Origin of the sequence: Proteiniclasticum aestuarii (genome assembly GCF_017368455.1) — a bacterium.
GTDB lineage: Bacteria > Bacillota > Clostridia > Clostridiales > Clostridiaceae > Proteiniclasticum > Proteiniclasticum aestuarii.
The window spans coordinates 73052-88283 of record NZ_JAFNJU010000006.1 but is presented as its reverse complement, the minus strand read 5'-3'; the positions used below and the strand labels follow the sequence as shown (position 1 = coordinate 88283).

Genomic DNA, 15232 nt, shown 5'->3' with positions numbered 1-15232 from the left:
TAGCCTTATCAACCTGCAGATTGATACGTTCTCCTGGATGAGTAGAACCATATTAGGCATAAATAACGCCATGAAAAATGAGCCTGACACTCATGAGGTGAGATGTCAGACTCATTGAAACTTCTTTCTGTATGATCTTTCAGGGGATGCGTAAAGATTGCACCCATTTTGGGCCTTGTTTATGGATATAAATGCATGGGTTATGGCAAATCGAATCTGATGGCGGGATTGTGCTATCCAGATGCTCCAGAAGACAAAGAAGCGTAAGCGAAATACATGGTTCTATACTCCCTTATTTTCTTTCCTCCTCTGATTCACAAGATGATGTTCCTGACTCCGCACTGCTATAACCTTCTACTGTTCTTCTGATTTGTGGTGGACTCTTCCTCTTCATCAGCAACGCAATATCAATCTATCCATTCCGCTTCCAAGGGGACGGCATCAACCCCGTCGCCTGGATCCGTCCACTTTCATAGAGCCACTTGCAGGTGTCCTCTAGGGTTTCCTTCATCTCTCTGGGTGCATAGCCCAGCTCTTTTGTTGCCCTGGCATGACTGTAGCGGTTATTCGTGCCCAGGGTGAAGATGGAGTATCGGGTATATAAGGGCGGCTGCTTCAGCATCTTGTAATAGAGCTCCGCCAGGGAGGCCGTGCCTTTCACAAACCAGAGGGGAAGAACTGCAAGATGCTTTCTTCTTCCGGTGATCTCAGCCAGCATCTCAAAGAGTTCCCCCAAGCTGTAATATCTGCTGGTCAGAAGATAGCACGCTCCAGGTGTTCCATTTTCCGCACAGGAAAGGATACCATCTGCCACATCCCGCACATCCACAAAATCATATCCCCCAGCCATCACCGCCCGTAGTCTGCCATTGAGAAAGTCTTCAATAAGCGTGGTGGTATGACTTCTTCCGAAGTCGTAGGGTCCGATGATCCCGGAGGGATGAACCACATTCACAGGAAGTCCTTTTCTGCCTGTCTGCAGCACATACCTCGTGGCCATGGCCTTGGATTTCGCGTAGTGTCCCTCTACCCTGTTGTAATCAAATACTGCAGTCTCCTGAATGGTTTCTCCATGGAGATTATCCGGTATGGCATGGACAGAGCTGACGTAGAGAAGCTTCTCCACCTTGTATTCCAGGCAGAGATCCGCCACATTCTTTGTTCCCAGCACATTGACGTCATAGAGGCGCCTTGTGAAAGGAGACTTGATGGAGACGATGCCTGCACAGTGAATGAAGACCACCTTCTCCCCCACCGCATCCAGAAAAAGCGGAAGAAGCGTCTCTTTTTCTGTCACGTCGCCATAATAGATTCTCTCCGCCCCCTCCACCACGGGCTTTTCTCCATAGAGAAGAAAGAGCCATACCCGCTCTTTTCTTTCAATAAGCTTTCTGGCCACCACATTGCCCAGATGTCCATTGGCACCGGTAACGATATAGAGCTGATTCATCCCGTTCATCTCCCTCTAAGAATCATAATATTCCCTGCATGGGATTCTGTCCGTCTTCATGGATTTCTTCACTTCCAACTCTTCTGTTCTTGCTTTCATTGTACTACAGACGTGGAGGTTGTCCATACTGCGGGGCTTTTTGCGTGAAAATAGCAGCGTTCCAGAAGAACATGCTCTTATACCGGATGGATTCAAAGTGGTCGCAATAATGCCACTACAGAACTGCAGGAATGATCATTCCACTGATCATTTCATACTTTGCTTCAATAAAAAATGCACTTCCAGATGGATTCATCTCCGTCTGGAAGTGCTGTGGATCTATTGTTGAAGTTTGAACATTTACCTGATAGATAAGGGTGTAAGGTTTTTATTCAAACTTCACAATATCATTGATTTTAGTCAGAATCGTTCCTACTCTAACTCCATAAATGATCTGAATGGAATTCTTGCCATGAACTACCCCCATGGCTTCGAGGTGATCCTTAAACGCATCATCTGATGCAACCTGGCTTTCATCTTTTACTGTTACACGAAGTCTTGTGGCACAAGCAGAAATTGCTTCAATGTTATCTTTGCCACCTAGTGCTTCGATGATTCTCACTTCTAAAGATTCATCATTCGGTGTATCTTTAGATTCACGATACTCTTTCTTGCTGATGAGTTTCACTGATTCTTCCTTTTCTCCTCTTCCGGGTGTCTTCAGGTTGAACTTTACGATCACTGCCCTGAAGATAAAGAAGTAAACAAAGAATGTGACTGGCAGTAACCACAGAAGATGAATCGCATGCACCTTATGAGGCTGGAACAGGTTTGGAACCATGAAGAGCAGTGCATGTCCATTGATTGAAATCTGCGCGAGTTCTGCAACTACATAGCTTAATCCCGCCAATGGCGCATAAACCAGGAAGTATAAAGCAGGTGCTACAAAGAGGAATGTATATTCAATGGGTTCTGATATTCCTACCACCGCCAGTGTGATGACTGCAGGGATCAGAATCGATGCGACTTTCTTTCTGTTTTCCGGACGTGCAGTTTTATACATGGCGAACGCTGCGCCTGGAAGTCCTGCAAGCTGGAATAGTATTCTTCCTGATGTGAAGTTTCGAATCAGATATCCTGTAGCTTCAGCACTTGCAGCCTGCCCGTTGATGATGTTTCTTACGCCTTCATACAGCACACCATCCACCAGCAGCGTACCGCCGACACTGGAATATTCAATGGGGAAGGCAATCAGGTGATGAATGCCAAATGGAAGGAGGAGTTTATCCAGGGTTCCGAATACGAAGGTACCGATCAGTCCTGACCCGCCTATGAATCCTGTGATGGATTGGAGCGCCATCCCGATGAAAGGCCAGACGTAGTATACTGCAACACCAAAGGGGATTGAAATCAGCGTAACCATGATGACTACAAATTTCGTTCCTGCAAAGAATCCGAGCATGGCAGGAAGCTCTTTGTCTACCCACTTGTTGTGGATCAGCGCAGCTGCAATACCGGAAAGAATGCCGGAGAAGATGCCCATATTGTAACCGAAGATCCCTTGGGCAGTGCCCCACAGCGCATTGAAGTTCATCGCTGCTTTCTCCGCGTATCCTGCACTCATAAGCGCTTCCACGGTTACGGTATCAGCGGTGAATCCCTGTAGGCCAGCAAATGTCTTGATGATGGTAAGCAGCGAAAAATACATAATGATTCCGGAGAAAGCTGCCCATCCTTTTTCTTTTTTCGCCAATACAAATGCGATGCCTACTGCAAACCAGATCTGGAGATTGTTCATGAACATGAATCCTAAGCTGGTGATCAGTGAAAACACGGTATGAAGGATACTTCCCTCTTCAACGATGTAGTTTGTAAATGCAGCACCGATACCAACATAGAAACCAACGAGGACAAATAGAATAATTGGTACCATCATGGCGCCTGCAAAAGTCTGAATTTTTGCTTGAAAGTTTTTCATTAGTCATTCCTCCTTATTTTGTATTCATTTTATCATAACGATTTCATAAGCACCATATAGCGAAACGGGAAGAAGACCACCTTATCATTCTGGTAATTATTACTTATTCTTTCCCTTCCATGATGTTTACAGGGAAGGGTCTGTCTGTTCCCTGCGACACTGTGAGAGGGAACCATCGGAAAGCTTCCCGGAAGAGATGAAAACGAGATACCTGTAGATTTTCTTTACAACAATAAGCCCCCCTTCATGATGAGCAGTGATATGGAAAACGCTGTTCATCATGAAGGGGGAATCCTAATGAGGGCTCTATGCTCTAGAGCCGTCAATGACATTCTCTCTGGCTTCTTCTTAGTATTCAGCTCACCGTGGAATAATGGGATCGGTAATGCGTCTCATCTCTACCCTAATTTTATTCTGACTTCGCTTCAGTCAGGATTTCAAGAGACTGGATCCAGATCTCCATGGCACACTGAATGGAACGTAACGACAGTCTCTCATTCTCAAGATGGGAGTTTGCCGTCTCGCCTGGAAAAGTAGGACCAAAGGCCACCCCATGGTCTAAGGTTCTGGCATAGGATGCGCCCCCTTTTGTCAGCACTTCCGTCGCATCCCCTGTGACGGATTCATAGGCGTCTTTCAGGGTGGCAATGAGCCTGGAGTCTTTCTCCTGATATAAAAGCTTTCGATCTTTTTTCACCCTCACTTCTCCACCGAAGCCTTCTGCCAGTGTAGTCAGGTTTTCCAGCATCTTTTCCGGAGACTGCGCCCTCGTATACCTTATATCTATGGACAGGTGCGCTTCATTTGAATCACCTTTAAAACCCGTCAGCGCCAGGGAGCTATTCCCCATTTCCGGGTCCTCCGCCTGCAAGCCGAGAAGATCCTGTTCTGAATCGAAAAGAATCTCTGCAGCACGGCAAAGCTTTAACACCACACTCTCCTCAGGTAAGACAGCATCCAGCTTTTCCTGATCAAACCAGGCCATGAAGTCCTTTAAAGGACTCACTCCTCGATCTGGGTGACGAGACATGGCGCGTTTTCCGATAAATTCTTCAGTAGTGGAAAGAAGGCGCCCAGAAACCCTGAGGGCTTCTAATGTGAACCCTTCTTCTGAAGTGTGGTCAATGGAGATCTCCCTGGACGCATTGGATCCTTCCCCCGGAAAACAGAGATCCACCATGAGGATGCCCTTTTCTCCATTGACGATGGGAAAATCACCATCTGGTGAGTATGCCCAAAGCGGTTGCGGGTGGCGGGCAAAATAATATTCCATACATTCCCAGGTGGTTTCTTCTGCGCCCCCCACAATGAGCCTGATGGGATACTTCAGCTTCTTCGCCTCGGTAAGGATTTTTATGGCGTAGAGATTGGCCAGCAATGGTCCTTTGTCATCATTGACACCGCGGCCATAGAGAACCCCCTCCCTTTCCGTAAGGGTATAAGGGTCACTGTTCCATTTTTCTTCTTCGATGGCTTCCACAGTGTCGATATGACAAAGAATGCCGATATAGGGATGCGCATCGCCTGTTCGGATGTCCATGGCATAACCATCTTCTTCCTGGACCTGAAAGCCCATCTCCAGCGCTCTTTCCTTCAGCATCTGGAAAGCCTCTGCGATGCCCGCGCCAAAAGGCGCCTTGTCTCCCGCCGTGGAAAGGTCTCTATGGGAGCGCACGCCCACCAGGTTCTTAAGATCTCTTAAAAACTCTTCTGTATAGCCTTCGATTTGCTTCTGGTACTTTCTAGCCATCGGATTTCTCCTTAAGGAGCCTCTCCATCAGGGATACAGCCAGTGCATGGTCTTCCTCCGGAAGAAGTCCCGTGACAGAAAGTGCACCGATAATGCCTCCATCCTGAAGGACGATGGGAATTCCCCCCGGTGTGAAGGTATAATCCGCTATGGATTTCCCATACTTGCTTTCTATCTTCCCTTCGTCCCCCCGCTGCTTTTCAAATAGAGCCTGGGTGGAAAGCCCGAAATAAAGTACACTATTGCGTTTTCTTCTTAGCCAGTCCTCCTTGTCTTGCGCCATGGCATCTGGAATAAAGAGAAGGGCTCTTCTTCCTCTGACATAAACTTCCACCGCCGCTTTCTTGTTCATCTCCCGAATGTATGCAAGGATTGTCAGTGCATCCTCTTCATTAAACGTGTTCAGATTGATCTTGCTCATATGTTCTTTCTCCTTAAACCATCTCATTTTCTACTCTGCATCAGGAAGAGGCCATGATCTCATCCAGCAGCTTTGCAATACCACCGTGGTCATGGTGACCGATTTCTTCATCTGCTATGGATTTCAGCACCTCATCCCCATTTCCCATGGAAACTCTGTATCCGGCCGCGTGAAACAGGTCCACATCATTCCTGCCGTCACCCACTGCCAGGACTTCTTCTTTTGGCACATGGAGCCTTTTCATCACATCCAGAAGGGCTGTCCCCTTATTATGGTCTCCACTGACGATCTCAAACCCCAGGTTCCCGTAATCGGTTCGGGTAAAGTGATGTTCCTTCTGAAGACACTCTCGGAGCGCCAGGATTTCTGCGTTTTCTGTGGAATAGAACAGCATCTTCAGGATCTTCTCCTCCCTTGGTATTTCTTCTATGGCGCCAATATGGACGGTCGGAATCATTTCTTCCGGGTAGAGAAACAGACCACTTTTGGCCTTCCATGCATAGATCCGGGAAAAGGTTTTGAAATAGGCCTCTCCGGAGAAACCTTTCAGCTTCTCTCCGATCATGCCGACGGTCTCTTCAGGTAAGGGATATTTCACCACATCTTTCTCTGAATACTCGATGCAGGCTCCATTATAGGAGATGATCCCGACTTCTTTTGAAATCTCATTTCGAATGACCTCGGCAAAGGCGTATGGCCTTCCCGTGGCCAGATAGAAGCGATGCCCTTTTGCCAGGAATCGTCTTACCGCATCTCTGTTTTCTTTGGAGAGGGTTCCATCTGAGGACAACAGCGTACCATCCAAATCCGATACCACCATGGTAATCCTGCTTTTTCTCTGCTGCTTCATATTTATGCTCACATCCCTTTCATGCAAAAAAAGGATTCCGAAGGAACCCAATTTCTGCTTCTATTATTCCAGGTTGAATTTTTTTGCCGCTTGATCGATGGCTGCTCTGCATCTTCTTACGCCAGCGCTGTAGCCTTCTGGATCTTTAAAGATCGCGGAAGACAAGACGATGACATCCGGATTGCATTCAATGAGCAGGTCCATGTTGTCTGCTCTCAGTCCACCATCTATGGCCAATTCACAGCGCGGGTTTTTCTCATCAATCATTTTCCTCGCTCTTCTTACAAGGTCTAGTACACTCTTTCTCCATCCCCAGTTGTCCAGTCCATCGGTCTCATCCACTCCGTGGGTGACGATATGCAGTCTGTCTATGTCATAGATGGACTCTTCTACAAAGCTGAGTGGTGCATAACAGCCGATGGTCAGTCCCACTTTCATGTTTCTTTCTCTGCACCAGTTGATGATGTAGGCCAGCTGTGCTCCGATGAAATGCTCTGCGGGAATAATAATCATGTTGGCCCCGGCATCATACATCTGTTCAATGTACATCTTGTCCATGCTGACGGTATAGATGTGATTTTCTATGGGCAGCTCCGTTTCAGGTCTGATGGCGCTCACAATCTGATGCCCGCCCATGAGCTTCATGTTCTGAAGATCATGCATGTCTGCGGCATCTGAATGGATGATGTCTACACCCGCTTCACTGACTTCCTTCACCACATCCGCAATACGACCGTAATTGACATGCGCAAGACCTGCTGCAATTTTAATATGTTTCATTTCCTGTTCCTCCATTTTTCCGTTTCATTAACTCCATTTTAGAGCATACAAAAGCCCATGGCAACCGGTGAAACACGGCAATGCATACTGTAATGATATGGTAAAAAATAAGTAATCATCTCAGCCGGTAGGGATCATTCTTTCTGTCGAAAAATGGTTTCACAAGCTTTCTCAGTATGTCCGTATCTTTGCTGTCAAATAGTGGATTCAGATGCAGTACAGGCACTTCCGTTATGCCTTTCAGCTCGATGGTGGTGAAGACAAGATCAATGCCTTCCAGGTCCTGATCATAGATGGAGAAATAACTGGCTGTTTTCTCGATCCTAATTTCTGGAATCTTTCGCGAAAGCCGCTCTTCCAGAAGATTTCTTACCCCAAGCCCCAGATGACTGACCAGGAGTACGGAAAGAGGTGTTTTCATCCGATCGATGGCCGCAGCCAGGTGCAGGGTAAGAAACCCCAGCTCATCATCGGATACCTGGTTTTTATAACGAGCTTCAATAATCTCTTTCCCGCTTTTTACGATCTGAAAGGTGTTTTTATGAATCTCTCTGATTTCCGACAGGATGGGGTTTTCCATGTAGATTCCATGACGAAACCTTGTCAGCGCTGGTATGAGGTGTGCAGTGAGTGATTCCAGGAGCTTTTCCTTCTGTTCCAGGGTATGCCCTAAGCATTGCTCCCAGTACTTGACAAGGCTTCCTGAGAGCTTCTTCGCTTCTTCCTGATCCGCTTTATGCCGCTCTCCATATCTGCTCTGACTTAGGAAATAAACCTGGAGAAAGCTTTTTTCATCCTCTGGAAGCTTTACGCCATATTCCTCGTCGATGACATGGGCCAGATGGTCCACTTCATTCCGGAAAGCATCCCCTTTGAGGCTTTCTGTGAACGGATCGGAAAGAACCACGGTTTTTCCTTCGTTATAGCGCTGAAAGCTGATAAAGGACATCAGAAAAACAGTGATTAAAGCTTGAAGGGGCAGATCTTCAATGAAGCTTGACTGCCCTCTTTTCAGGGCATGAATAAAACGGTTCACATCCTCCCCTGTCATCTCCAGACTTTGAAAAGGCTTTTCTGTATCCTTCCCGTCTGTTGTCCCTGTAATGAGGTCTACCACATTCTTGATTTCACCACTGTTCAGAAGAAGATCTAAAAGACAGCTTCTGATTTTACGCTCTTTCCCCTCAATGCGAAGACCACGATTTTTCTGCCTGACTAATGTAATCTCAAACTGCGCCAGCAGCTTACTTACTCTTTCCAGGTCTTTCTGAATGGTGGCTCTACTGGAAAACAGACTGTCTGCCAGGTCATAGATTCTCACCTCATCGGAGCTCGCCAGAAGGCGCATGGCGATATAATTCACTCTGCTGCTTGGCGTATAGTCGGATTCGATCTTACGATCGATTTCAATGTCTTTTCTGATTTCCAGTTTTTTATTCATCTCTCCTTCCAGCAGAATCCCCTGACCTGTCTTACGCACGAGCTTCAGTTCTTTTCCTTGAAGCCAGTCTTCCAGTTTTGCCAGATCCAGCTGAATGGTCTTGGGGGATACACTGAGCTTCTTCGATAAAGTCTGCATGGTCATATAATCCTGATTTTCAATCAGTATTTTCAATATCTTAACGATCCGATCCTCTTTCACATAGTCCTCCTTCTTCCCAGGTACGCCATTTGTTTCAAGAAGCGCTGAACCTCAACATTCTCCGGGTTCACTCCTTCTGATGGTGTTATTTACACGTAGTAACATCGACACGGTCTATTTCTGTCCTGACTTCAGGATACAGGTTTCTCAATGCAGATGTATCTTCAGCATGATAAATGCTCGATCTGCAATGGCCCTTACCCTCACATTTCCAGGTGGAACACCTTTTTTCTATCATATCATGCAGTGTGGTTTTTGTTCCATATTGCTTCCAATAAAAACATACGAACCTTGGACACTGCCATGTCCAGGCTCGTATGCTGATGTTATCTATCGATTCTGTTCCTTTTTGAAGACCTGATGATCCCTTCGTCCTCTAAAAGGACTTTCTGAGCATTTCCTGCAGTTCCTCTTTCCCTGCGAAAGGCAGGACGCCTAGAACCGGATGATCCATGATTTCTTCAAGTTGTGCTTCACTCACCCCGAAGTCTCTCAGGTTCTTATAGAGACCTATGGTCTGAAGAAATCCTACAATCTCATCATATAAGGCTTCCGATGCCTGTCTGTCATCTGCTTTCTCCAGTTCCTTGTTGAATAATCGAGCAACATGGGCAAACTTCTCTTCATTGGCCGCTCGGCTGCTCTTTATGAATGCAGGGAATACAATGGCCAGTGTTTCCCCATGGGAAATGTTTGTCAGGCCGCCGATGATTTCTCCTAGTGGATGTGGAGCGGCTGCCCCTGCATTGGCCAGACTGCTTCCTGCCAAGGTATCGGCCATGGCGAGTTTTTCTCTGTATTCGGAATTTTGTCCATCCGCCAGTACTTTGGGCAGGTTCTCAATCACAAGTTCCATGGCCTTCACTCCCTGGATTTCCGTCAGGACAGATGCTCTCCTGCTGATGTAGCTTTCAAAAGCATGGGTGAACGCATCAAATCCTGTTGAAGCCGTGATTCTAGGTGGAAGTGTTTTCATGAGTTCCGGATCGATGATGCACTCATCGGCAAAGTTGTCCTGATGGAAGATCGTTACCTTTTCAGAACCTCTGGTGATCACCGCTGCCTGTGTCACCTGGCTTCCTGTTCCCGATGTGGTCGGAACCAGAAGTAATGACCGTTTCTTCTGACTCACAACTTCCTGCTTGCTGAAAGGGCTGGACCCTGTAGCAAAAAGCGTATCCCAATCGATATCATCTAGTCCATAATTCAAGGCGATGATCTTGGCTGTATCCATACTGGACCCGCCTCCTACGGACAATACAAAATCGACTTTGTTTTCATTGGCTAGAAGAAGCCCTTCCTTCACCATATCGCAGGTGGGATTGGGCAGTACTTTATCGAAATGGACCACATCTATATTGGATCCGGAAAGGATATTCTTGACTCTGTCAAAGAGCTTATCCAGCGGCATGACATTTGGCGTTGTGACAAGGAGACATTTTTTTCCATAGGGCGCAGAGATCTTTGCCAGGTTTTCCAGCTCTCCCAGTCCGAAATGTATTCTTGTTGGTTGAAAGTAATGAAACAATTGCTTCGCCTCCATTTATGGTATATTTTCCGTTTATAGGTTTCTTTACGATTATATTAACTATTTCCAGAACTTTCAACCGAATGCCAAGGACAATCATTGCCTGAACAATATAGCAATTTATAGTCAATCTGCCGCCATCTCATCCCTTTTTATCCTATACAGGCCTTGACCATTTCATTGCGAACAACACCATGATTCTGTGGTTTCTATCTCCTCGCTTGTATCTGTTCCCAAGAAGTGTCTCATAACTGCCTTCTGCCGGATTACGGCTCCTGACCATCCTCTTCATCCCCTTCACTTATTGCTTCACATTAATCTGCATTCTTCCAGCACCAGCAGGAAGAATGCACCGTAGCAATCTGCTCTGTCTCCCTCTATGTTTTCCTTTCGGTTTCCTTGCATCTTTCTGATTCTATGTTCCTATTTGGTTACAGCAGTCCTTCCTGTACTGCCAGCCCTGAAGGCGCTGACATCCCATAATGTATTTTTCACCATATTGAAAAGGTAAATATGATGTATACCATGGTCATTGACTGCATGGATCACCCACGTTATCATTAATTAGCATTTCAATTTCACAGTTTTCAGTTGACGCTGTGAAGGAGTGGTTCAGGATAAAAATCTACTCCAATACATTGGGCTAATAAAAATCTATTGATGCGAAAATATGCCCATGTCACAGCAATCAGATGATCATAACAAGTAAGGAGATCCTATCATGCAAAAAAATGAGTTCATTTTAGATTATATCCTCATCACATTTTCAAGCCTTCTGATGGCACTAGCCGTCATGCTGTTCTTCAAAGAGCACACGCTTGCTCCGGGTGGAATCACAGGAATGTCCATCGTGGTAAATGCCTTGACTGGATTCCCGGTTGAATATGTTTCCCTTGGCATATCTGTACCTCTGCTCATCATGGGGATCTTGTTTCTCGGAAAGAGTTTTGGGATTAAAACACTATATATCACACTCACCGCGCCGCTATTTCTGAAAATCATCCCTCAGACCCATGTGACAAGTAACCTTCTACTTGCGGGAGTACTTGGGGGCCTTCTTGTAGGCATTTCCATCGGCATTGCCATTATCAGAGGCTGCGCCACTGGAGGAACGGATCTTCTGGCTATGCTGATCAACAAAGTCATGACAAAGCTGAAACTGCCGGTCATTCTGTTCATTCTTGACGGAATTGTGATCATCGGATCCGGACTGATCAGCAGAAACTACATGGTATCTGTTTATTCACTGATATCATTGTTCGTCATCATCAGCAGTATAGGCTTCATCACCAGAAGATTTTCTCAGCCTAGGGCTGAAGTCACTCTTCAGTCTTAAGCTGCGGTGAAGTCTTCTTGAGAATCTAGACTGCTTTCTCCAGGAGGCATACTATACTTGCATCCTCTTTATGCAATCAAAGCGATTAACCACATAAAATGCTCTGGAAGCAGCAGTACATGGCTGCTTCCAGAGCATTTTATGTTTATGGCAGGATATTCTTCAAGCAGTGACCCCCTGATCCAGTATCTTCTCAACAAGCATGTCCGTAATGATCAATATACATTATTTTCATATGATATTGTCAATGAACCCAAATTCATATCAAATAAATAGAGAGCAGATGTCTCTGCTCTCGTAAACTTTGTATTATTATCTTGTATTTTATTCTGCATTTCATTTTAGCGTATTATTTTCTATTGTTCTCTTATGTATTTTATTTTTTATCTTATTAATCTGTCTTCTTAAATTATTATATAGTGATGTTGTCCCGTAGTCAACCTGAAATTTCTTCTTCCCAGATAGAATCGGATTCTAGCAGACCTGTATTCATACATCGATATTCTCCATCTTTCGATTCCAGAATCTTTCCTTCTTCAGACAATCGTTTGTATGTAAATTGAAAATAATTACGCCAAATTCGATAATATGGGTTCCTCTATTTATCTTCATTTTCCGCATCAGACGGAATGTCTTTCCTCTTGAGAAGCTCTTTCTTTCTCATCTCTGAGTGATGATCGAGTCCCAGAGATAAAGCGGTGGCTTTGTCAGTACGCTATAGGAAAACTCTGCCATGGATACTGTGCACAGAACGAATTACTGTGGAAAGATACTGAGCTGATTCGTTATTCCTATTTTTGCTCCTTTCACATTGACATCATAAAAATGTCTAGCTTCACTCGATTTGATGGATACAATACCTTGAACTATGTATGACAAACAGTCCCTCAAAACCTACTCAGCTAAGAACATTTCTGAAAAGATGTTACATTGCTGGCAGCTCCAGGGGGAGCTACGTTTCATGGCGATAATAAAATAAGAGGTTCGTCACTCCAAAGAAATGACGAACCTCTTATTCGATCATGATTATATATACTAGTCGATTTTCCCGCCCACGGCCACAATGTCTTCCTCATTCTTCACAATGGCGGACACGGCAGCTTCCAGCGCCCTGGCAATGTCTTCCATGGACATGGAAGGCGCTGGGGCAGGTCTTCTTGCCACCTGCTGAGGAATAAACGGCACATGGACGAATCCTGCGCGGATGTCTTTACCCATCTTATCGATGGTATAGAGTACTCCGTACATGATGTGGTTGCAGACGAAGGTTCCTGCGGAGTTTGAAAGAGACGATGGCAGCCCTTCACTCCTGATGGCTTCCACCATGGCCTTCACAGGCAGGGTGGAGAAGTAAGCAGGCTCTCCATCTTCATAGATGGGCACATCAATGGGCTGATTGTTCTCATTGTCGGGTATTCTGGCATCGTCCACATTGATGGCCACACGCTCTGGTGTCACCTCAAAGCGTCCGCCTGCCTGTCCGACGCAGAGGACCACATCAGGGTTTTCCTTTTCGATGGCTTCCCTGGTCTTGTCGATGGATTTTCGAAACACCGTGGGAATCTCCAGTTTCACGATTTCTGCCCCTTCAATGGTGTCTTTCATAAGCTTCACCGCTTCCAGAGCGGGATTGATGGATTCACCGCCAAACGGATCAAAAGCTGTTACGAGTATTTTCATGGTTTATCGACCTCCTTTGGTCAGTGTGAAAGTTTTCTTTCTTTAGAACGCCAGGAAGTACATCAGGAAGATATGGACCACGAGCATGACTGCAGCCATAGGTGCCTGGGACTTGATGATGGCATACTTGTCTTCCGTCTCCAGGAGCGCTGCCGGCATGATGTTGAAGTTCGCCGCCATAGGGGTCAGAAGGGTTCCACAGTATCCTGCTGTAAGGCCCAGGGCACCTACTACGATGGGGTTTGCGCCCTGCAGGATGACAAATGGAATACCGATGCCCACTGTAATGACGGAGAAAGCGGCAAACCCGTTCCCCATGATGATGGTGAACAGCGCCATGCCCAGGCAGTAGGCCACAACGCCGATGAATCTGCTTCCGTCAGGAATGACCGTGGCCACGCCACTGGCGATGACGGTTCCGACGCCAGCTGCGGTGAACAGTGCACCCAGTGCTGCCAGAAGCTGAGGAAGGATTCCCACAGGTCCCACGTTCATCATGAGCCTTGTACCATCCACAACCGCATACTTGGCGGGCGCTTTGGTGATGAGGAAAGCGATGACCAGTGCGATGGCGGCGGAAATACCGATGGCATGGTTCGTGCTGAGTCCCAGTTCCACCAGAACATAGGCGACGCCCACGGCGACCACTGCCAGCGAAACCGCTGGGATGAAGATCTTGTTCCCGATTCTGTCCGCACTTTTACGGGTGAATTCTTCCGTAGGCACGTCGGTCTTGGGCTGCTTCACCTGATTTGTGGATGTGAGGGCTGCGATGATGAGAATACAGACGCCTGTGATCCAGCGAGGAATATGAGGTCCCACGATGAAGGTGAACGCCAGAATAAACCAGAAGATGGCCGTAGGAATTCTTGTTTTCAGTGCTTTGTCCTTTAATGCGTAGATTCCGCAGATGATGAATATGATTCCGATGATGATGTAGAAAAATTCGCCGATTCCTGTATTAAGATCCATCTGCTATACCTCCTTCTTGTTGGAAAGTCTTGCGGCAAGCTTCTTGTCCAGCAGATAATTCTTGATGAAACCAAGAATGACTGAGATCACAGCGATTGGAATGGACCATAGGGCGATGTTCAGCGCTGTGACTTCCGTGTACCCCTGCTCTGCCATGGTGCTCACGATGAGAAGAGTTCCTGATGCACCCATGAAGGCATTCTGCGCAAAGAAGTTTCCGTAGTTTTCCGATGCGGCGGCAGCACCTTTGATTTCATCTTCCGTCTTGGTCTCGAACTTGCCGTACTTCGCGATGGCGGCAGCCTGAGCCATAGGATTGACGAGCGGTCTGATGAACTGAGGATGTCCACCCAGTCTTACGGAGAAAGCGGCGGCAGCGGCACGAATGGCCTGATAGATGGACAGGACCTTACCGGTGGTGGCTCCTTTGATGCTGCCGATGAAATCCACGGCCTTGTCCTTGAGACCGTATCGTTCACTGATTCCGATGACGGGCAGTGTCAGAACAAACAGTGTGGCGGTTCTCTGGGTGATGAAGGAATTTCCGAGCACCTCCAGAATCTCCATGGGCGTCATACCTGCCACAAGACCTGTGACGACGCCTGCGACGACAACTGTTGCGATGGTGTCTTTCTTGAAGGCGAATCCGAGAACCACCACAAGAACACCGATGAGTTTTAAGGCTTCCATATTGTTACACGCTCCTTCCTGCTCTTTTCGAGCATAACTTATTATATCACTGGCCCATATGTTCAACAATATTCAGAAAACATTTGCAATAATATTTCGTCTGATTCTTGTTCATATTTTCGCTGGTTTGATAAAAAATAACAGGAGGTGATGAATATTTCACATTTTAAAGACCG

At 46.4% G+C, this 15232-nt stretch carries 13 protein-coding genes; 1 reads left to right on the top strand and 12 read right to left on the bottom strand.

Annotated features, from left to right (window positions below; genetic code table 11):
• Nucleotides 1-412 precede the first annotated feature (412 nt).
• The 8 genes from J3A84_RS08870 to J3A84_RS08835 all read right to left on the bottom strand — a co-directional run bounded on the left by J3A84_RS08870 (nt 413) and on the right by J3A84_RS08835 (nt 10378).
• Nucleotides 413-1450 (bottom strand): NAD-dependent epimerase/dehydratase family protein, encoded by a 1038-nt coding sequence (locus J3A84_RS08870; RefSeq protein ID WP_207599660.1) that lies wholly within the window; start codon nt 1448-1450, stop codon nt 413-415.
• A 367-nt stretch (nt 1451-1817) separates the two neighbouring features.
• Complete coding sequence (locus J3A84_RS08865; protein WP_207599659.1) at nt 1818-3407, bottom strand: PTS transporter subunit EIIC; 1590 nt, start codon at nt 3405-3407, stop codon at nt 1818-1820.
• A 409-nt stretch (nt 3408-3816) separates the two neighbouring features.
• The gene (locus tag J3A84_RS08860; RefSeq protein WP_207599658.1) at nt 3817-5157 is read right to left on the bottom strand and encodes a M20/M25/M40 family metallo-hydrolase; all 1341 of its coding nucleotides are present in this window, start codon (nt 5155-5157) and stop codon (nt 3817-3819) included.
• Nucleotides 5150-5578 (bottom strand): heme-binding protein, encoded by a 429-nt coding sequence (locus J3A84_RS08855; RefSeq protein WP_207599657.1) that lies wholly within the window; start codon nt 5576-5578, stop codon nt 5150-5152. Before J3A84_RS08855 ends, J3A84_RS08860 begins: the two co-directional genes overlap by 8 nt.
• A 40-nt stretch (nt 5579-5618) precedes the next feature.
• Nucleotides 5619-6428 (bottom strand): HAD family hydrolase, encoded by an 810-nt coding sequence (locus J3A84_RS08850; protein ID WP_207599656.1) that lies wholly within the window; start codon nt 6426-6428, stop codon nt 5619-5621.
• Between the two features lie 63 nt (nt 6429-6491).
• Nucleotides 6492-7208, bottom strand: coding sequence for a ribulose-phosphate 3-epimerase (locus J3A84_RS08845; protein WP_207599655.1), 717 nt, complete (start codon nt 7206-7208; stop codon nt 6492-6494).
• A 115-nt stretch (nt 7209-7323) separates the two neighbouring features.
• Nucleotides 7324-8850, bottom strand: a complete 1527-nt coding sequence (locus J3A84_RS08840) for a PRD domain-containing protein (RefSeq protein WP_207599654.1) — start codon at nt 8848-8850, stop codon at nt 7324-7326.
• 376 nt (nt 8851-9226) lie between these two features.
• Entirely contained in the window at nt 9227-10378 is a 1152-nt protein-coding gene (locus J3A84_RS08835; protein WP_207599653.1) for an iron-containing alcohol dehydrogenase, read from the bottom strand.
• Nucleotides 10379-11099: 721 nt separating this feature from the next.
• On the opposite strand from J3A84_RS08835, the gene J3A84_RS08830 reads away from it, so the two are divergent.
• Nucleotides 11100-11714 carry a YitT family protein gene (locus tag J3A84_RS08830; RefSeq protein WP_207599652.1) on the top strand — a complete coding sequence of 205 codons (615 nt, stop codon included), beginning with the start codon at nt 11100-11102 and terminating at the stop codon, nt 11712-11714.
• Nucleotides 11715-12150: 436 nt separating this feature from the next.
• Here the strand turns inward: J3A84_RS08830 and J3A84_RS15515 are convergent, their stop codons facing one another.
• From J3A84_RS15515 to J3A84_RS08810, 4 genes are all read right to left on the bottom strand, one after another.
• Nucleotides 12151-12294 (bottom strand): DUF3825 domain-containing protein, encoded by a 144-nt coding sequence (locus J3A84_RS15515; protein WP_207599797.1) that lies wholly within the window; start codon nt 12292-12294, stop codon nt 12151-12153.
• Between the two features lie 455 nt (nt 12295-12749).
• Entirely contained in the window at nt 12750-13394 is a 645-nt protein-coding gene (gene pcp, locus J3A84_RS08820) for a pyroglutamyl-peptidase I (RefSeq protein WP_207599651.1), read from the bottom strand.
• A gap of 42 nt (nt 13395-13436) precedes the next feature.
• Nucleotides 13437-14366: a DUF979 domain-containing protein gene (locus J3A84_RS08815; RefSeq protein WP_207599650.1), complete on the bottom strand. Its 930-nt coding sequence runs from the start codon at nt 14364-14366 to the stop codon at nt 13437-13439.
• A gap of 3 nt (nt 14367-14369) precedes the next feature.
• Nucleotides 14370-15056 carry a DUF969 domain-containing protein gene (locus tag J3A84_RS08810; protein ID WP_207599649.1) on the bottom strand — a complete coding sequence of 229 codons (687 nt, stop codon included), beginning with the start codon at nt 15054-15056 and terminating at the stop codon, nt 14370-14372.
• Nucleotides 15057-15232: the final 176 nt, after the last annotated feature.